The following is a 19,075-nucleotide window of genomic DNA, read 5'->3' on the forward strand; positions in this document are numbered from 1 at the left end:
TTCAGACCATTGATGGAAATTATTTGAATAGATTATATCTGAGCAGGAAGCTGGTCTCGGTCTGGGTATTGCCATCAATAGTTCGAAGGCCCGAACTGATTTCTTCTCGGTCTGTGAAGATGGTGCGCGCAAATCGGAGATATAGGGTGATTCTAGCAGTTGGATTGAGCTGGCCAAGGAGATAATATCGCATTCCTTGTCCAGAGAAAGCCGGAAGTGAAAATGCCCACAATACATTGTTTTCGAATGCGTAGAGGCGATTATCATAATTGTCCGTTTCAAAAATCGCTATCCGGCCAGTGAGTCTCCAATTCGACTGCTGGAATCGTACATCTTGAAAAACCATGAGACCATTACTTTTTTCCTGATTAAAGTTTATCCTACTGAACAATACCCTGGATCGTAAATAGAGATTTTTGGTGGCTTGATACTCCACGCTGAAAATGCCATTGACTTTGTTCAATGCAGCGAGCTGATAGGTAAGTTGTCTCTGGCCATCATCGGGAAGGTTCCGGTCTTTTTGTTCCTGCCTGATTTGCGCAAAAACTGTTAACGAGCGATTGGGCTGAAAAGTCAGCCGCGAAAGCCATTCATATCCTGAAGAGGGAGCATAAGCCCGGAATCGAAGCCATGGAAATTTGAAAAAGTCATAGTAAAAATTCCATCGCCATTTTTTAATTGGGCGGAGTTCTAGGCCTAGATATACGCCACTTTCATTTGTTGGTCTTGTGCTTTCTGCGAAGGCATTGGAATAGAAACTGTGAAAGCTTGGATCATATTTTCTCCATAGTAACGAAAAACTGACCTGTCTGCTCAAGCTGCTTATGAAACCCAAAACGCTCCCATGCCCACCTGATGATGAGATGGCAGTTTCACCGAAAAGAAAAGTGTTTTTCAAATTATAATTGAAATAAACACTACTAACCGTATTTTGATTTCCAGCAAAATCAAATTGGTTGTCAGGTCTTGGAGTTCTTTGCCATGGCCTATCAAAGCGAGTGTAAAGTCCGTTTATTCCAAGGGAGAGGTCATTCTTGGCATATTGAACGTTGAAACCAAGGCTTGTTTCTTTGAGCGTGTTTTTGGTTTCAATCTCCGAGGGCGTACGGTGTAGTCCGGATTGATTGATGGAGCTGAATGATTCACGTTGATCTAAACTGTCCAGCTCATTTTGGATTCGACCGTCTCGGGAGACATGTGAAGTGATAAGAGTTGCTGAGAGAGAAGGGGAAAAGTTATAAGTACCGCCAACTCCCCTGAAAAATCCAAATTCCAAAGCAGCGGTATATGGTAGTAATCCAGCGCTACTACGCCGAACGGTGGGCACGGTTTCAGCACCTTTTCCCAGCGTGTATCCAGCTCCGAAAACCAAACCTTGGCCGAAGGCAACTTGATAATCTCCGATTTGGATAGATCTCCATTTGCCCACTTGATACCGAGCAAAGTGGAAGGAAACGAAATTGAAACCATATCGTCTCGTTCTCCGATCCCAAATGAACTGTTCGCCGGCATCCTTGTCTAATGTGAAACCAAAGCTAAAATCCCGAGATTTTTGAAGCCTAAAACGAACATAAAGCTCATTTGCATCTCCGAGATATCGACTGGAGATTCTGCCCGTGCTGCTGGTGTCTGGTGGAGTGAATCCTCGTCGAGTCTCCCAAATCCGCCTATGTCGGACCAATAGATACGCCTGACTGGCATCCTCAATGCGATCAAAAAAAGGTTTCGAATGATTTATGGCAGACCCTATGGTAAGGAAGGGAATCAGCGTTTGGATCAGAGGCAAATCAAATCCCGGAATGGCTTGAAGTTCATAAAGACTGAGTAAAGGGCCATTGCTCTTTCGGTAGCTTAAAAAATTTGATAGCTGCGCAGGAGTAAGTAAATACGTGGCTTGGAGAATTTCGGCCGTAGCCTGATTGATATCGATGGGATTTTGATAAAGCTGAAAAAGTGCCTCGTAGATTCCTTCATAATCGATGTCTTCATCCTGAATTGGAAAGAGCCTTTCGATAAATTCTTCCAAATCTATTTCAGCCCGCGGAGGTTCTTGTCCAAAGGCGAGGCTTTTTAATAAAAATTGAAAGCCAAAAACGATAAGTATCACTCTTGCCATCTAAATCCCAAGCTTAAGTGATGAGTGCTTCCTAAGGCGGTATTTTGGCCAAAGGCATAATCGATATCAAATTGTTTAGGATGGAGACCAATTCCAAAGAATAGATCACCGGGATTGGTTTTAATCCCAGTTCTTAAGCTGACCCATTCCTGAAGCCTATATTCTATCCCTGCTCGTACAGAGGCACTAGTCTCTAGGCCTTTCTCAAGTTCCAAATGGAGTTGCAGGTTATTAATGGGAATATAGCTAAAGCCTATTTGCACGATGGTAGGTAGTCTTTCGACCGACTCCCGACTTATTTTTGCTCGGTTTAGATTTGAGAAATTGGCACTTAAAAATACCTCTGGACTTAATTCGGCCACTCCACCGATCGTGAACAAAAGGCTATTTCCAGTCCCAAATCCTTCAATCTGAGTCAGGAACCAGTCCAACTTGGCTCCGAAGGATACTATCCCAAGCTGATTTGAAAATCCGAGTCCAAAGCTTTGCTGATTGAATAAATTGCCGCCAAACCGACTTATTCCCATGCCTACGCTTCCCCAGGAGTTTTTCCAATGGGATGCTAGGCTCACCGTTTGTAAATCTTTGAGTCCAAATCTGGAATCATAACCAACAGCTACCCCTGATTCATCGACTCTTGCCAGTGTGCCGATATTATTGAAATAAGACCAAGAATCAGGGAGAAATAGACGCACAGATCCCATACCGTGACTTCTTGCTCCATGGGTTTGGGAAAGCAAGGCACTTTGTGAAAGCGATTGAAAAGTACCTCCTAGGAAGAAAAGAATAAAAAGTAAAGTCCTCATCTTCAACACTTAAAAAGAAGAGGAAGTTAGTTAAAAAATATTTAACTTAAAAGTGCTTTGTTTAAAATGGAGCTGAGAAATTAAAGAAAAAGTTGGTCTCACCATTATTGTTCAAGGACAATTCAAATCGAAAGACCGCGTCATAAAATCCAACCAAGTCTATCCCTGTTCCATATCCGAAAAGATATTGATTTGTTAGCCTTGCATTTTCAGGGATATTATTTCTGTCTTTCACATATCCATGATCGAAGTTGGCACTCCAATAAAGTCTTATCGGAACGGTGGAGAATTGCTCCAGTTTGATCAGTCTACTGATGTCTATTTGCCAATCCACAAATTTCCATCGCAAGCTATTTTTATGCGTGTAGAGTTGTTGACCTTCAATTACATTCAACTCATACCCACGAATAAAGAATGGGTTATATCCAATCCCTCGGACCAAAGTATAAGGCTGTGAAGCGCTGAGAAACCAATTTGCGGTAAGGCCGGTATTAAAGTGAAATTTATCGTTGATTTTGAAATATTTGTTTGCTGTGATACTTACTTCCACTTCATCTAATTCGTCGACAAAGAAAATCCCATATTTGGTCATGGATAATTGAAGCAGTTCTCCATCAGTCGCGTAAGCTACATTATCGCGGCGATCGTGTCTGAAAGTGTAGGTTGCAAATAGATATCTCAGTTTGGTTTCTCCAGTTTGGAAATACTCAGGGTTTTCTCTGAGTACGTCTGGGTTTATGGTGGTGTTATTATAACCCAGAGTGAAGAAGTGGAAATTGTAAAAACTTCGCCGATAAGTGTATTGCAATGTGGTTAGGAAATTTTTCCGTAAGATCTCCTCCTGTTCATTGGTATAGAAAACTTGCCTGTTGAATTCCGATTTAATGGGGATAGTTTTTTGCTCTGCAAAATTCAGCCGGAAAGCCAGGCCGTGTTTCTGATTTTTATCAATATAGGGTTTGCTATACCGCAAATCTAGCGCGCGCGTGAATCCAAGCTGCCCAGCAAATCGAAGCTTTTCATTTCGTCCTCCTACATTCGAGTGACTGAGTCGTAAACCAAAATTCACTCGGGAAAAATCTCGATTTTGGTTAGTCCACCATTCAGCAAAATTCCGGTCTGCTAATTGGAAAATAATGGATGGTAAAATATACCATCGTTCCTTCACAGTGATCAAGATTTCAACTTCTTGTTCTCCCGTGAAAAGAGGAGTTATTTCTACAGAAGTGAAGAGTCGGAGGTTATATATCTTGTTTTGATCTGCGATCAAAATCTCAATGAAAGTATCCCAGTCGTAATCAAAATCTGTAATGAAATCCAGTTCCCGGAGAATGATGTTTTTTCGGGTTTTCTCGTTTCCCACAACATATATATTGTTAACCCGGACCGTTTCAGGTGGGTTGGCTGGTGTAGGAATTTCGGGCAATTCATTTTGAGCAAAGGCCGCAGGGCCTAGCAAAGACAGAAAAATCAGGCCTAAAAGACATAGTATAGCGCTATTTCGAATCTTTATTTTCAAAGTTGAATGGTATTTCCTTTTTTTTGTTAACCTTATATCTACATCGAAGGATTATGAAATTGAGTGTAATGATTAGAAAAGTGGCGATTTTTCCGGTTTTGGTCTACCAATACACCATATCTCCACTTTTTCCCGCTAGCTGTAGATTCTCCCCAACATGTAGCCAATACATGAAAGAAGCCATCATCAAACATGGTGTTTTCAAAGGTGGGGCCCTTGGGCTGAAGCGAATCGCTAAATGTCATCCATGGGGTGGGCATGGTCACGACCCAGTCCCTTAACTTTTTTCAGGTTTTAATCCCATTTTCAAAGCACGAGCAATCAAGAAAATACCAATAGCTACTAAGGGTACACTCAAGATTTGTCCCATGTTAAACTGAAGGGAATCTTCAAACTCAACCTGATTCTCTTTGAAAAACTCCCACACAAATCGCATCCCAAAAACAGTCACAAGGAATATTCCGAGAAGGATTCCATTTGGCAACCGCTCTTTGTATTTATACCAAATCGCAAATAGAATCAGAAATATCACGAAATAGGATAGCGACTCGTAGATTTGGGTCGGGTGCTTGGCTCTGCCAAATGTTTTTACTGTGGCCAGATAGTAACTGCCCTTGTCTTCTATACTCAGATTTAACGGTGCCTCAACAGGTTCTGCAAGGTATTGCTTGCTTGAGTTGAATTGAGTTAAGGCGTACTTCAAATCTCTTCTTAGCGTATTTTCTAGGTCTTCTAAGGAATATGATCCTTTGTTTATTTCAAAAGCGATATTCAATGGAACGATTCCGTTGCCGGTCAATTCGCTTGCTCGATCTGCTGGTTTGTACGGATCGATGGAAATGATCGGAACCTTAAGTGTAGAAAGCAGCTCTTCGGTATGCCAAGCATATACAATTCCATTGTCGCTGAGAGTGTCTTTTCCTCCAATCTCGGAGTTCATTAGATTTCCAAAACGAATTAAAGCACCAGTCATCGCGGTGACGATTACAATGCGATCCACGACCCATAAATAGTCTTGTCCGGGGGTCCTTTTGGCATACAGCCAAAGCGCAAATAAAATACCGATTGCAGCACCATGTGAAGCTAGACCTCCTTCCCAAACTTTGAGAATTTCAATTGGGTCTGATAAATATCTCGCTGGCTCATAGAACAGCACATGGCCGAGACGTGCACCGATGATGGTGGCAAGTACCATGTAAATGGTAAGTTTGTCTACTAGCTCAGGGTTTTGACCTTCCTTTTTGAAGAAGTAAATCATCACTTGCTGAGAAATGATAAAGCCTAAGGCAAACAGAATACTATACCATGGTGGTCTTTCCCAACCTGGAATGATAGAAGGGCTGGGGTCCCAAACGATATAGGATAAAATTAATTCAAGCATGGGTTTTAATTGATATGATCGAGTTCTTCAAGTTCTTCGGCGTATCCTCCAGATAGAATTGGGAATCGATACCAGGTTTTTGGATCTACATTGAATTCATCCAAGTGAAAAGAGGGAGCTAGTCTTTCTCGCTTCCATTGATTTCGGGACCAAAGTTGAAAGAATTTTTTGATATATCCTTTCAAAATCCCTGGTTCGAGTCCAAGACTTTCCTGAAGAGTGAAATATATTTCGATTGGACTCATTCTTTCTCGAATAGCCAATTGTTCTATTTGTAACAAAACGGGATATGGCATGAGGTCCTTTTCGTCTGTTTGGGTCCGTTCAAGAGGACGAAGTTCAGCTGTGGGCTGAAGGCTATTTACACGACGCAAGCCACTATGGCCAAGGGTTTTTTCAGCCCACTGTAGCCAATGAATAATGAAAGTCTTACTTACGGCTGCGATTGGTGAAATACTCCCACTCGTGTCTCCATCCATGGTCGTGTAGCCCACATCACCCTCACTTCGATTGGATGTAGCCATAAGAAGGGCATTATTTAAGTTTGAAAGCATCCAAATAATTGGAGAGCGGGCTCGGGCTTGAATATTTTGTAAGGTGATATCGTCTCGTTCCCAAGTCAAAGGCCTTCCGATTGCTTTTTCAATTTTGTTGCGATATGAGTTGACCTCTTCATCAATATCCCATCGATAGAATACCGCGCCAAGACTTTCTGCAAGTTCTTTTGCACTCAAATGGGTATCCTCAGATGAATTTTTGGTGCCTTGATAGGCCGTGGTCAAAATCTTGGAAACAATGGTTTTTTGATCTGAGCCTTCGGCTAAAGCTAATCCTGCTTTTTTCAAAAAAACTTGGTTCCCCAATTGGCTTTTACCCCTTTTGACCATTTCTGCTACCAACACCGCACAAGTGGAGGAGTCTGCGCCGCCACTTAAAGACAAGACAAAGCCTTGACTTTTGCTCTTACGCATGTAATCAAAAAGCGCAAGACTGGCTGCTTGAGCAAATTCCTCCTCCTTAGCATGAACGGGTTCAATTTGCTGTTCTTTTTCCTCAAGATAAAAAGAAGTGACTACCGTGTCTTGAAAAGAGAGGAGAGGAGCTCTACCTAGCAATTTTCCTGATTTGGCCAGCATGGTTTCTCCGTCAAAAATCATCCTTCCGGATTCATTGCCTAGGAGATTTACATAGCAGTAGTAGCAGTCAAATAAGCGAGAACTCTCTATGACCAAATCAATTCGTTCCTGGGTTTTGCCCATTGCAAAATGACTCGCGCTGGGATTGAAAATGAGATCTACCTTTCGGTCGCGGAGACGATAGCCCGGCCTGACCTCACCTCTCCATGCATCTTCACAAATCTCAAAGCCATAGCTCACATTTTTCAAAGAAAATATTTGATCACCAAAGGGAATTTGCTCTCCAAAAAAATCAAATTCGATCAGTTTATGGGCCTCCCAAGGTGTGAACCATCGGAATTCGTAATGAACTCCATCGATAGCCATGTATTGTTTCGGTACAAATCCTTTGAGAACTTGATTCTCAACGATGGCCACGGTATTGAAAATGTCTTTTCCTATTCTAACAGGGAGTCCTACAGCAGCAGTAATCCCATCTGTGTGGGGAATTAGGCTAGCTAATTGGCGAAGCGCCTTTTGAGGAAACCACTGGCTTAAAAACAAGTCTTCACTCCCATACCCGGTGATGGCAAGCTCCGGGAAGCACACCAGATCGGCGCCGCTTTTTTTTGCCTCATTCAAACCGTCTAGAATTCGGTCAAAATTACCTTTCCAGTCTAGAGGGGTTTGATTTAGGGAAATAGCTGCAATCTGTAGTTTATTCATAAGTCCTCCTCAGGGCGGTAAATTTACTCCTCAATCCGCAATATTTAGTACTTTACAAGCATTTTCACTGGCATTTTGTTCTGCCTTTTTCTTGTTTGATCCCGTACCCTTTGCAATTTCCTCCCCATCAATTTCGAGCGCAACGGAAAATTCCTTGAGTCGTTGATTTCCAGTTACTCCGAGTAGTTTGTAATGCACTGCCTTATTCTCTTTTTGACCCCATTCAATGATCTTACTTTTATAATTGATGGTGGTATTGACGGCCTCTTGGATATCAAAATGAATGAGCAGGCGTTCTAAAATGAATTTCCTTGTGAAATTATAGCCCTTATCTAGATATATGGCTCCAACTAGAGCCTCGAGCATATCTCCATAGAGTGATTTGCTTTGGGTGAAGCTCCTTCCATCTAGCTCTTGGGAGAAAAGCTTTTTCAATCCTATTTTCATACCCACGGTATGAAGCACTTCCCGATTGACCAACTTTGATCGAGTTTCTGTCAAAAAACCCTCGTTTCGATAGGGGTATTTCAAATACAAATAATCGGCTACCACGGCGCCGAGAACGGCATCTCCTAAGAATTCCAAGCGCTCATAGGAAATTTGGAATCCATTAGAAGTGGATTCTTGTAGTCCGGAAGGCGTAATGGCTAGTCGGTAGAGGGCAATATTAAAAGGCTTGCTTCCAACCATCATTTTGATGGTGGAAGCAAGCCTTTTGTCTTTTTTATTTAATACTAAATGCTGAAGACCAAGTTTTTGAAGAAATCTCAAAACTTGAATCAGCTATGTTTTTTGAAAATCACCGAGCAATTGTGTCCTCCAAAACCGAAGGTGTTGCTCAATGCATAGTTTACATCGCGTTGTTGTGCTTTGTTAAAAGTTAGGTTTAAGCCTGAATCCAAGCTTTCATCATCTGTGAAGTGATTGATCGTAGGCGGGATCAAGTTGTCTTGCAAAGCAAAAATACAGGCCAAGGACTCCACAGCACCGGCTGCACCAAGGAGGTGACCTGTCATGGATTTTGTACTGCTGATATTCACTTTGTAGGCATGATCTCCAAAAACCTTTTGAATCGCTTTGGTCTCACTCACATCGCCTAGTGGCGTGGAAGTTCCATGCACATTGATGTAATCTATTTTGCTCGGATCAAGATTGGCGTCTTCAAGGGCCAACTGCATCACACTACTAGCACCAAGTCCTTCGGGATGAGGTGCCGTCATGTGATAAGCGTCCGCAGACATTCCTCCACCTACTATTTCCGCATAGATTTTTGCTCCTCTAGCTACCGCATGTTCATATTCTTCCAGAATCAAAGCTCCGGCACCTTCTCCTAAGACAAATCCATCTCTGTCTTTGTCAAATGGTCTGGATGCTGTTTCAGGAGAATCGTTTCTTTGAGAGAGGGCTTTCATTGCATTGAATCCACCGATTCCGGCTTCAGTCACTGCAGCTTCCGATCCACCACTGATGAAAATATCAGCTTTACCGAGTCGGATATAGTTGAAAGCATCAATGAGTGCATTGGTTGCTGATGCACATGCAGAAACAGTTACAAAGTTTGGACCTCTGAATCCGTATTTGATAGAGATAAAACCTGCACTGATATCCGCAATCATTTTTGGAATGAAAAAGGGATTGAATCTGGGAGTGCCGTCTCCTGTGGAAAAAGCAGTCACCTCATCTTGGAAGGTTCTCAACCCCCCAATTCCCGAGCCCCAGATTACACCTGCTCGAGCGAGATTAATCTTTTCGAGATCTAACCCAGAGTCTGCCATAGCTTCATCAGCAGTGACCATCGCATATTGGGTGAAAGGATCCATTTTACGGGCTTCCTTTCTATCGATGAAGTCTTCTACATTGAAGTTTTTGACTTCACAGGCAAATTGGGTCTTGAAAAGTGAAGCGTCAAAGTGAGTAATTGGCGCGGCACCACTTACACCATTAGCCAAAGCTTTGCGGAATTCCGCAGCTGTATTGCCTATTGGTGTAAGTGCACCTATGCCAGTTACTACTACTCTTTTTAAATTCATAGAATGAATTTATGAATGTTATTTTACGTTCGCTTCAAGATAAGAAACAGCTTGTCCAACTGTTCCAATTTGCTCAGCCTGATCATCTGGGATAGAAAGATTGAACTCTTTTTCGAATTCCATGATCAACTCTACAGTATCCAATGAGTCAGCTCCCAAATCGTTGGTGAAGCTAGCTTCCATTGTTACTTCAGATTCTTCTACGCCAAGTTTGTCAACAATGATGGCTTTTACTTTTTCTGCAATTTCAGACATTTCGTGATCAGTTTAATTTTTATAACTGCACAAAGAAATATATTTAATGGCTAATTGACAAAAAATTGATTCAAGTAAATTTGAAAGGCCCCTTTCAGCCATGTTTGATCCATTTATATTTTTAACTTTACAATTCACTTTTTTCTTCCCCCATGAAGAAGACCAAACTACTTGTAGAGCATTCATATGATTTTGATTTGTTGGGCCTGGTCAGCCCTGTGAAGGATTACAAATTAGCTTGGGGAATCAATGAGTCATTAGGAATAAAACTGATTATGGAGTCAGACTTAGAAATCGAGTTTGTTTCTTCAACAAATCTGAAAATCTCCCAATATTTCCTTTCTTTACCCTTTGGATTCATCCAATTGCTAAAGAATAAGTCTTTAAATTCCGCAGATCAAGTCGCATATTTGATCCCTGAACTGAAGAATGTGGACTTCTTTTTGGTCATCCAAGACGAAACTGGACAAGCTAGTGCTGATGCTTTTATCCAACAAATTGCCAAGATCCCATACATTCAGACAGTGATGAAGCTGGATGTAAATAAAATTAAATCAAAAGAGAACTTGTTAACCTATTAATAACCCATGAATAGATCCAATTTTAATAAAACAAAAATACTTGCCACCATTGGGCCTGCTTCTAATAATGCCGATATGATCAAGAGTTTGGCGACTGCTGGAGCCAATGTTTTTAGACTTAATTTTTCTCATGGCACTCATGATATCCATCAAGAGGTCATTCAAATCATTCGAAAGATAAATAAAGACCATAACGTTCACCTCGGGATACTTCAAGATCTACAAGGCCCCAAAATCAGAGTAGGAGAGGTTGAGAACAACGGCGTGGAGATAATTCCTGGTCAGCCTATCACCATTACCAATGATCCTGTAGTGGGCACTAGTCGCTTGGTAAGTACCGTTTACCAAAACTTACCTCAGGATGTGGTAGAAGGTGATCGTATATTGATCGACGATGGGAATCTCGAGTTGTTGGTGAATGATACGGATGGTAAAAATGTCAACTGTACCGTAGTGCACGGTGGAATTTTGAAATCTAGAAAAGGGATAAATCTTCCCAATACTAAAGTGAGTGCTCCATCCTTAACTGAAAAGGATTTAGAGGATTTGGAGTTTGGATTGGCTCAAGATGTCGATTGGATTGCATTATCCTTCGTACGATCTGCTGAAGACATTCTTGATTTGAGAGAGCGAATTCAAGCGGCAGGGAAAGATTGTAAGATTGTAGCCAAAATTGAGAAACCTGAGGCCTTAGAAAATATCGATGCCATTATCGAAGCTACTGATGCGATCATGGTCGCTCGAGGTGACCTTGGTGTAGAGGTGCCTCAAGAAATCGTACCACTTTGGCAAAAGAAAATGGTGGAGAAGTGTAAGCTTGCTTGCAAGCCGGTGATCATTGCTACCCAGATGATGGAAAGTATGATTTCAAATCCTAGACCCACTCGAGCAGAGACCAATGACGTAGCAAATGCTGTCCTCGACGGAGCAGATGCTGTAATGCTCTCCGCAGAAACAGCCTCAGGTAAGTACCCAGTGAATGCAGTAAAGGCTATGAGTAGCATTATTGCCTACCTGGAGCAAAATGCCTCTATCTATAATAATCTGTACAAGATCCCAGAAACGGATGAAACCTTCTTAAGCAATAACCTTATTTTGATGGCTTCTAGGCTTTCAAGGAATGTGAGTGCCAAGGCAATTATTGGTATTACTTCGTCTGGATTTACAGGCTTTAGACTTGCGTCACATCGCCCATCAGCGAGTATTTTCATTTTCACCAGAAATCAAAAGCTCCTTACGCAGATGAGTTTGGTTTGGGGCGTGCGCAGCTATTTGTATAGTAGCCAAGTTAGTACGGATGCTACCTTTGACGATATCGAAAATACCTTGAAGAAAGATGGTCATGTCAATTCTGGCGACATCATAATCAATACAGCAAGCATGCCACTGAAGGAAAAGGGTAGAACCAACATGCTCAAGATTCATCTAGTGAAGTAAATATGTATGGTTAGCCAATTAATCAAAGCCTCACTCGTGAGGCTTTTTTTATTAAGAACCATTAGAATAGTTTAAAAAAAAATAATCACTCCTCAACTTTGGTTTTTATGATTTAAATAATGACTCAGGACCTTTGGGCTCGATCATGACCACATTTTCCTTTTCTACTACCACAGCCCCTGGTGGGCTACCTTTTACTTTCCTCACGTACTTGGCTTGTATATAAATTACTGGAGCTAAAGTCTGAGTTTTACTTTTGGAATAATAAGCTGCCAAAGCTGCAGCGGTATGGAGTACCTTTTCGGGTGGTTCGGATAGCTTGCCTGTTTTGATCAAAACATGGGATCCTGCCACTTTACGTGCATGAAGCCACCAGTCGTTTTTCTTGGTGTAATTTCTCAGCATTTCATCATTCGCCTTAGCAGATTTTCCAACCCAGATAGGATAGCCATCCATCTCAAAAATCTTAAATGGCAGCGGAGCTTCTTCTTTTTTGCGGCTTGGGTTTAAATCCTCTTTTTTAAGATATTTTTTCAAATCTCTGCCATGCTCGATAGCATTGATCTCCGAGAGGGAATCCTCAAGATCTTGCAGCCTAGCTTCTTTTTGAGCGATGTTTTTTTCAAGTTGACTCCATTCCAACTTTCGGTTTTTATTCTTTTTATAAAGCTTTTCTGCGTATTCCTGGGGCTTTTGATTGGGCTTTAGGCTTACCTCGATTTGAGTATTAGAATAAAAGTCATGAAGAACCGCCTTCCCATTCTCAAATAAATACAAATTGGCCATGATCACATCGGCTAGTTGGGAGGGAGGAGGACTTTTCTTCAGTTCATCCAGCTTGGATATGGCCTTTTGGAGGTAAGCTTTGGTCCGTTTTATTTCGTCAGAATACTCCTTACTTATGCGATTTTTTTCACGCTCAAAGCCATTTTTGACGACAGCAAAATAATTCAACTCATTACAGGCTTGTACTGGATTGTTTGCTTGCTTTTCGAATTTCCCTTCGGGCAAAAGTGAAATATCATAAGAATCTCCCTGCTCGACGATATAATACAGGGGGCTTTCTAAATAATCTAGCAAAAGCTGCATCAATTGCCATTTTTCCGAAATGGGCAATTGAGGGTAATCTCTAGACTTGAGCCAGGCTCTGGGAATGGCCCCCAGAGAGGGTAAAAATTGCGATGCATTTCCTTCCAGTCTTTCAAACTCCTCGTAAGAAAGGTCCAAGTTTTTTTCCAAAAGATTTGGATCTAAGGTCTTGTCTTCGATCTGATTAGTGAGGAAAATTTCTTTCGGTAAAGGATCTATTTTAGTATAAAAAACCACATTGCTACGGTTGCCATGCATTTTGAAGAGCAATCGATCTCCACTTCGAAAATGTATAAAAAAGGATCGGTCAAATTTGACTTCCTGAATACTTTGGATTCGCTGACCGATAAGATCTTTATAGAGGTCTCTTGTGTTTTGTTTTGCTCGATGAAACTTTTCCGGAAAAGAAAGGACGACAGTGGGAGGCTTTAGATGTAGCCTGATCCAAGGTGCTTGATCAATTTCGAGAAGCAACTCTCCCTTTCTTTGCGAAAAACAAGAGAGAATCTCTTTTCCTACATAAATCTCAGTAATCTGTGGGCATAAGAATTTGAAAAAGTGGTAATTGAGATGCATCAGTTCAAAACTACCTCTAATCCATCATAGCCCAGAAAAATTCCATCAGGCAGGCTTTGTTCTACTTCGTCGTGCATTCCGAGCCTATGTGAAATATGTGTAAAAAAGGTTCGCTTTGCACCGATTTTCTGAGCCATTTCTATCGCTTCTTCCAAGGTAAAATGAGAAATATGAGGTGCTTTTTGCAAAGCATTTAAGACGAGAACGTCCAAATTTTTCAGCAAGACCAGGGTTTCCTCAGGGATGTTGTTAGTGTCCGTGATGTAGGCAAAGTCTTTTATTCGAAAACCATATACCGGAAGCTTGTAATGCCAGACTGGAAGCGGGATTATTTCAGTTCCTCCAATTTCAAAAGGTGCATCATTTATTTCAATGGCCTTGATCTGAGGTACGCCAGGATACTTTTTGTCACTGAAGACATAGGCGAACTCAGTTTTGATTTGCTCCAAAACCTGTTTTCTTCCATAAATAGGCATGTCTTTTTTTTGCACAAAATTGAAAGGGCGGATATCATCTAGGCCGGCTGTATGGTCCTTATGCTCATGGGTGTAAATGATCGCATCTAGATTTTTTACCGATGCATTGAGCATTTGCATCCTAAAGTCAGGCCCTGTATCCACCACAAGACTTTTGTCATCCACTTCCACATGTATGGAGGCTCTGAATCGTTTATCTCTGTAGTCCAGTGACTTGCATACCTCGCATTGGCAGGTAATCACAGGGACGCCTTGAGAGGTGCCAGTTCCTAAGAATTTTACCTTCAAAACTTCAGCGTGGTTTGGCCGAGTTTTTCGAGAAAATCTTGATCGGCTTTATTTTGAAAATCTTTAGGGTTGAATTGCAACTGAGAGAGGATATCTATCAGTGCATTGATTTTTCCTTCTAGTGGAAAGTATTTATTGATGATGACAATCTTCGTTTCATTGAGAATACAGTAGCCAGACTTGAAGTTTCCTTTTTCATATCTCAGCATATACTCAGATGCTGCAAAGAGATTTTCCAATTTATCCAAAAAGTGCTTGGTGTATTTTATAGTCATTTACTCTTTCAGTGTGTTTTTTACCGTGGCTAAAAGTATATCGTAATTTAATGGTTTTTGGAGAAAATCATTAAAACCCATCGTACGATACTCTTCTTTGGTGAAATTTTTCAAATTCCCCGTTACAGCGATAATGGGGATCTTTGATTTTACCTCGTCATCGGAATTTCGAATTTGTTTTGTGCACTCGATTCCGTCCATTACAGGCATAGAAATATCCATCAAAATCAAATCGAAGTCGCCTTTTTCCAAAAGTTCTAGGACTTGCTTGCCATTTTTGGCCGCTTGGATTTCATAGTTTTCAAAGGCTAGGACATTTCTAGTTAAATTAATAATTACTGAACTATCCTCTCCAACCAATATTTTTTTCGGGTGACTCATATTTCAAAGATTTGTGGGGTGATAAGGGTTATTTCCAGATCTTGAATTTCTCTTTCCAACTCAGGAAGTAAATCCTTGGTCTCTTTAAGCCTATTGTTTCTGGCAAGCTCCTGTGCTGAAGTGGCTAAATGATGAATTTTCTCAGCTCCCAAAGTTCCAGAATTTCCCTTTAATGTATGCAGATTATCTGTAAATTTTTGTTGGTTATGTTCAATGAGGGCTTCTTTTGCCTCACTCAAGATTGTTCTAGCTTCTTGAATAAATACCTGAAAAATCTCAATTATTTTTTCTGAACTGTTGTATTTCAAAAGATCCTTGAGAACCCCTGGATTAATTAGTGGTATATTTTCTTTCGAAAGGAGTTGCTGGGGAGGCATTTCAATCGCCTCTGCTACGATTTTTAGGATTTCTTTTGCAGATGCAGGTTTTTTAATAAAGCCGCTAAAGCCTAGTTCCTTGTATTGCGCAGGCCGTAAGGTAATGGTTGAACTCGTAGCCAAAACCGGAATACTTAAGTTTGGGTATTCCAGGCAGTATCTCCCGTCATATCCATCGATGTGGAGGTCCATAATTATCATGTTTGGAGAATCCGAGATTAAATACTCACTAGCCTCGGCAAGCGAATTGGCTATTTTTAATTCATAAAATTTTCCTAATAGGTTTTGAAAAATTTTTTGATGAAGCATCACATCCTCGATGATCAGAATCTTGTTTGCAGACTTCTTTCTATTTTGCATGATCAAATCTTTAACTATTGGCAGTGCCTTATTCAAAAAAATACTTAATCCTGATCGTTGGTCCCACGGGCGTAGGCAAAACTGATTTGTCAATAAAAATAGCTAAAAATTTCCGAACAGAGATTGTTTCATGCGATAGCCGTCAATTTTACAGAGAGCTGGAAATTGGTACGGCAAAACCTTCGTCTGAAGAATTGAGTGAAGTAAAGCATCATTTGATCAATTCACTTTCCATTGAGGAATCCTATGATGTTAGAAGGTTTGAAACGGACGCTTTAGCTATTCTTGAGGGCCTTTTTGCTGACAGAAAATTTGTGGTCATGACTGGGGGTTCAGGATTATTTGCTGATGCAATAGCCAAGGGTTTTGACCACATACCAGATCTGGACCCAGATTTAAGAGAGGAATTGATAGCTCAGTATGAAGAATTAGGGATAGCTTATTTGCAAAATGAACTAGAGCAAGTGGATCCAGATTATTTTGAAATTGTGGATCAAAAGAACCCTCAGCGGCTGATGCGGGCGCTCGAAGTCTACCGAGGTACAGGAAAGCCTTTCAGTTCATTTCGGACGAAAGCCCAAGCAAAAAGGCCTTTTGAGGTCATTTGGATAGGCCTAGAGCTGGAAAGAGATTTGCTCTATCAGCGCATTGACCGTCGAATGGATGGAATGATTAAAAGGGGTCTTTTTGAAGAAGCAGAGGGTTTTTTTGATAAAAAATCCTTGAATGCTTTACAAACGGTGGGTTATTCTGAAATTTTTAGGTTTCTGGAAGGAGAATATGATAAAGAAGAAGCGATCAGGCTCTTGAAGCGAAACTCAAGACGCTATGCCAAGCGGCAACTGACCTGGTTTAAAAAGAATAAAGAGATAACGTGGTTTACCCCTTTAGAGGTAGATGAAGTTATCTCTCATGTTGAAAGTCAGGCTATAGATTGAAGTCCACTGATTTTAGCCACCCAATTGTAAGGAGCTTTCTTGATTAAATTATTGTATTGAACTCGGTTGACTTTTAGCTCCCGAATAATATTGAGCTCTTTTTTGCCGATTTTGAGCTTTTCATCTTTCGACTTGAGCTTATCAAAAAAGTCATTTAAGGTGGCACTTTCATCGATCCAGGAAGTCAGTTTTGACTTGAGCTTAAGGTCTTGCAGGAGCTCATGATGTTTATTGAGCTTTCGCTGCATGGAGTTTCTTACAGTTAAGAAGAAAAGGAGGCATGCACCTCCAAGCGTAATGAAAATAGGGATAAAGCCCATATTAAATACTTAAAATATCGATTAGTCTTAGATGATCTCTTACAATAGGCTTCTCTCGGCCGATACAGTCTCCAAAAGGTGTGAAAACAACCTCTTGATTTGTTACACCAGCCATGCAGTTTTGCTCTCCAGCAATCAGCCCCTCTACTGCTGCCATGCCGCATCGGCTTGCTAACACGCGATCTCTGGCGGTTGGGCTTCCTCCTCGCTGAATGTGCCCAAGTGTAGTCACTTTGAACTCCTTGCTGGAGTCGGCTATTTTTTCCTTGATTTTGGTCATGATGGTTTCAGCGCTACCTTCATCATCGCCTTCGGCCACCACGATTACGCTTGAAGTTTTGGTTTTACGAAGATTTTTAAGAGCGTTCACCACGGAGTCGAGATCTGTTTTGGTTTCCGGTACCATCACAAACTCAGCACCTCCTCCTATTCCAGATTCCACAGCGATAAATCCTGCATCCCTTCCCATTACTTCGATGAAAAAGATCCGATCATGCGCTGCTGCCGTATCACGGATTTTGTCAATCGCCTCTAGAGCCGTATTCACTGCTGTATCAAAGCCTATGGTATAATCGGTGCCGTAAATATCATTGTCAATGGTCCCTGGGCAACCCACAGTTGGGATTCCATACTCTTCGAAGAAAAGCTTGGCACCAGTGAAGGTTCCATCTCCACCTATAGCCACCAAACCCTCGATCCCATGCTTCTGGAGCTTTTCATAGGCTTTTTGCCGTCCTTCCTTGGTCCGAAACTCCTCTGATCTAGCCGACTTCAGTATGGTTCCTCCGCGTTGAACAATATTACTCACAGAGTGGGAATACATGCGCTTGATATCCCCTTCGATCATTCCTTCATAGCCGCGATAGATTCCATATACCTCCAGGCCCTTGTAGATAGCCGTTCGAACCACTGCTCGCACACAGGCATTCATACCGGGACTATCTCCGCCTGATGTAAAAACTGCAATTTTCTTCATCTGAATAGGTTTAAGAAGTCAAAAATAGGAAATCTAAAAGGATTCCAATACCAAAGATTGTTTTTAAAAGGTTAATTAAAAACCATAATTTCGAGATCGAAAAGATTCTCCTTTTAAAACTCTTATGAAGTACATTGCTCTCGCCTTTTCTGGTTTTTTCATCTCTGAAATAGGACTGGGAACAATGTCATTTACTCTAGATCAGAAAGAGAATGAGCAGATCATTGATTTGGCACTGGCCAAAGGTATCAACTTTTTAGATACGGCGGATTTGTACCAAAAGGGTGATGTGGAGCGCATGCTGTCCCATTGTCTCAGGGGAAAAAGAAATCAGTTAATACTAGCCACAAAAGTGGGGAATGTCTGGAATTCGGATAGAAAATCGTGGCATTGGGATGCAAGTCCAAAGCATATCCGGATGGGGCTAGAGGAAAGTCTTAAGCGTCTTGGTACTGATTATATTGATCTGTATCAACTTCATGGGGGCACCATTGAGGATTCTTGGGATGAGATCATGGAGACCTTTGCAGAATTAAAGAAAGAAGGGAAAATTCGTGCTTTTGGTGTATCAAGCATTCGGCCTAATGTTATTAGAAAGCTTTCTTCATTTTCAGGTGTTTCTACTCTGATGTGCCAGTATTCATTTTTGGATAGAAGGCCGGAGGAAATGATTTTACCTACCATAGAATCCGGCTCAATGAAAATGTTAGCGCGAGGAATTTATGCCAAAGGTCTTTTAATCAATAAACCTCCACAGGAGTACCTAAACTATTCCCAGCACAAGGTGAAGGAATTTTGCGATTACTTGAAAAGTTTAGGGGTCAAGAAGGAATCCCTGGCCCAGCGTTTTGTACTCCAAAAGCCTGCAGTGGCCTCTGCTGTAATTGGAGCTCGTACATTGGATCAATTGCAAGAAACGCTTTTAGGCTATGAGTCTTTGGACCAAGTCACCCCAGAAATTATAAATAAAATCCGAAAAAAAGTACCAGTTAACTTCTATGATTCCCACCGGTAAATTCAGGTTTTGATCCCAGAAAATTATTCCTATTCTTT

General features: G+C 41.3%; 20 protein-coding genes. 5 read left to right on the forward strand and 15 right to left on the reverse strand.

What is annotated here, in order from left to right:
- Positions 1–19: 19 nt before the first annotated feature.
- From ACFOSV_RS11070 to ACFOSV_RS11080, 3 genes are all read right to left on the reverse strand, one after another.
- Complete coding sequence (locus ACFOSV_RS11070) at positions 20–2,116, reverse strand: ComEA family DNA-binding protein (RefSeq protein WP_377906079.1); 2,097 nt, start codon at positions 2,114–2,116, stop codon at positions 20–22.
- Positions 2,104–2,922: a hypothetical protein gene (locus ACFOSV_RS11075; RefSeq protein ID WP_377906080.1), complete on the reverse strand. Its 819-nt coding sequence runs from the start codon at positions 2,920–2,922 to the stop codon at positions 2,104–2,106. Before ACFOSV_RS11075 ends, ACFOSV_RS11070 begins: the two co-directional genes overlap by 13 nt.
- 61 nt (positions 2,923–2,983) lie before the next feature.
- A complete protein-coding gene (locus tag ACFOSV_RS11080; RefSeq protein WP_377907296.1) occupies positions 2,984–4,435 on the reverse strand; it encodes a hypothetical protein in 1,452 nt (483 codons plus the stop codon).
- Positions 4,436–4,509: 74 nt separating this feature from the next.
- Here ACFOSV_RS11080 and yidD point away from each other — a divergent pair, with 74 nt between their 5' ends.
- Complete coding sequence (gene yidD, locus ACFOSV_RS11085) at positions 4,510–4,722, forward strand: membrane protein insertion efficiency factor YidD (RefSeq protein WP_377906081.1); 213 nt, start codon at positions 4,510–4,512, stop codon at positions 4,720–4,722.
- Here the strand turns inward: yidD and ACFOSV_RS11090 are convergent.
- From ACFOSV_RS11090 to ACFOSV_RS11110, 5 genes are read right to left on the reverse strand one after another with little or no spacing between them, the layout of a single operon-like run.
- A complete protein-coding gene (locus ACFOSV_RS11090) occupies positions 4,719–5,822 on the reverse strand; it encodes a prolipoprotein diacylglyceryl transferase (RefSeq protein WP_377906082.1) in 1,104 nt (367 codons plus the stop codon). The two genes, yidD and ACFOSV_RS11090, sit on opposite strands and share 4 nt — an antisense overlap.
- 5 nt (positions 5,823–5,827) lie before the next feature.
- Positions 5,828–7,663 carry an NAD(+) synthase gene (gene nadE, locus ACFOSV_RS11095; RefSeq protein WP_377906083.1) on the reverse strand — a complete coding sequence of 612 codons (1,836 nt, stop codon included), beginning with the start codon at positions 7,661–7,663 and terminating at the stop codon, positions 5,828–5,830.
- Positions 7,664–7,693: 30 nt separating this feature from the next.
- Positions 7,694–8,434, reverse strand: a complete 741-nt coding sequence (gene rnc, locus ACFOSV_RS11100) for a ribonuclease III (protein ID WP_377906084.1) — start codon at positions 8,432–8,434, stop codon at positions 7,694–7,696.
- An 8-nt stretch (positions 8,435–8,442) separates the two neighbouring features.
- Positions 8,443–9,693, reverse strand: coding sequence for a beta-ketoacyl-ACP synthase II (fabF, locus tag ACFOSV_RS11105; protein ID WP_377906085.1), 1,251 nt, complete (start codon positions 9,691–9,693; stop codon positions 8,443–8,445).
- 18 nt (positions 9,694–9,711) lie between these two features.
- The gene (locus ACFOSV_RS11110; protein ID WP_289998118.1) at positions 9,712–9,948 is read right to left on the reverse strand and encodes an acyl carrier protein; all 237 of its coding nucleotides are present in this window, start codon (positions 9,946–9,948) and stop codon (positions 9,712–9,714) included.
- Positions 9,949–10,100: 152 nt separating this feature from the next.
- Here ACFOSV_RS11110 and ACFOSV_RS11115 point away from each other — a divergent pair, with 152 nt between their 5' ends.
- On the forward strand, positions 10,101–10,529 hold the full coding sequence (locus tag ACFOSV_RS11115; protein WP_377906086.1) for an IPExxxVDY family protein: 429 nt from the start codon (positions 10,101–10,103) through the stop codon (positions 10,527–10,529).
- Positions 10,530–10,535: 6 nt separating this feature from the next.
- Positions 10,536–11,966, forward strand: coding sequence for a pyruvate kinase (pyk, locus tag ACFOSV_RS11120; RefSeq protein WP_377906087.1), 1,431 nt, complete (start codon positions 10,536–10,538; stop codon positions 11,964–11,966).
- Positions 11,967–12,071: 105 nt separating this feature from the next.
- Here the strand turns inward: pyk and ACFOSV_RS11125 are convergent, their stop codons facing one another.
- Genes ACFOSV_RS11125 through ACFOSV_RS11145 form a run of 5 tightly spaced genes read right to left on the reverse strand, consistent with a single transcriptional unit; the run spans position 12,072 to position 15,788 of the window.
- Positions 12,072–13,631, reverse strand: a complete 1,560-nt coding sequence (locus ACFOSV_RS11125) for an NFACT RNA binding domain-containing protein (protein ID WP_377906088.1) — start codon at positions 13,629–13,631, stop codon at positions 12,072–12,074.
- Entirely contained in the window at positions 13,631–14,395 is a 765-nt protein-coding gene (locus ACFOSV_RS11130) for an MBL fold metallo-hydrolase (RefSeq protein ID WP_377906089.1), read from the reverse strand. Before ACFOSV_RS11130 ends, ACFOSV_RS11125 begins: the two co-directional genes overlap by 1 nt.
- On the reverse strand, positions 14,392–14,670 hold the full coding sequence (locus ACFOSV_RS11135) for a hypothetical protein (protein ID WP_377906090.1): 279 nt from the start codon (positions 14,668–14,670) through the stop codon (positions 14,392–14,394). Before ACFOSV_RS11135 ends, ACFOSV_RS11130 begins: the two co-directional genes overlap by 4 nt.
- Positions 14,671–15,051 carry a response regulator gene (locus ACFOSV_RS11140; RefSeq protein ID WP_377906091.1) on the reverse strand — a complete coding sequence of 127 codons (381 nt, stop codon included), beginning with the start codon at positions 15,049–15,051 and terminating at the stop codon, positions 14,671–14,673. It lies immediately after the preceding gene.
- A complete protein-coding gene (locus ACFOSV_RS11145; protein ID WP_377906092.1) occupies positions 15,048–15,788 on the reverse strand; it encodes an Hpt domain-containing response regulator in 741 nt (246 codons plus the stop codon). The genes ACFOSV_RS11140 and ACFOSV_RS11145 overlap by 4 nt, the downstream gene beginning before the upstream one ends.
- Positions 15,789–15,811: 23 nt before the next feature.
- Between ACFOSV_RS11145 and miaA the strand changes: the two genes are divergently transcribed.
- Positions 15,812–16,726, forward strand: a complete 915-nt coding sequence (miaA, locus tag ACFOSV_RS11150) for a tRNA (adenosine(37)-N6)-dimethylallyltransferase MiaA (RefSeq protein WP_377906093.1) — start codon at positions 15,812–15,814, stop codon at positions 16,724–16,726.
- On the opposite strand, the gene ACFOSV_RS11155 is transcribed toward miaA, so the two are convergent.
- Positions 16,711–17,046 carry a hypothetical protein gene (locus tag ACFOSV_RS11155; protein WP_377906094.1) on the reverse strand — a complete coding sequence of 112 codons (336 nt, stop codon included), beginning with the start codon at positions 17,044–17,046 and terminating at the stop codon, positions 16,711–16,713. The genes miaA and ACFOSV_RS11155 overlap by 16 nt on opposite strands.
- Before the next feature lies 1 nt (position 17,047).
- On the reverse strand, positions 17,048–18,022 hold the full coding sequence (pfkA, locus tag ACFOSV_RS11160) for a 6-phosphofructokinase (protein WP_377906095.1): 975 nt from the start codon (positions 18,020–18,022) through the stop codon (positions 17,048–17,050).
- Between the two features lie 124 nt (positions 18,023–18,146).
- Here pfkA and ACFOSV_RS11165 point away from each other — a divergent pair, with 124 nt between their 5' ends.
- Entirely contained in the window at positions 18,147–19,037 is an 891-nt protein-coding gene (locus ACFOSV_RS11165) for an aldo/keto reductase (RefSeq protein ID WP_377906096.1), read from the forward strand.
- Positions 19,038–19,075 lie beyond the last annotated feature (38 nt).

Source organism: Algoriphagus namhaensis, from assembly GCF_042649705.1.
Taxonomy (GTDB): Bacteria; Bacteroidota; Bacteroidia; order Cytophagales; family Cyclobacteriaceae; genus Algoriphagus; species Algoriphagus namhaensis.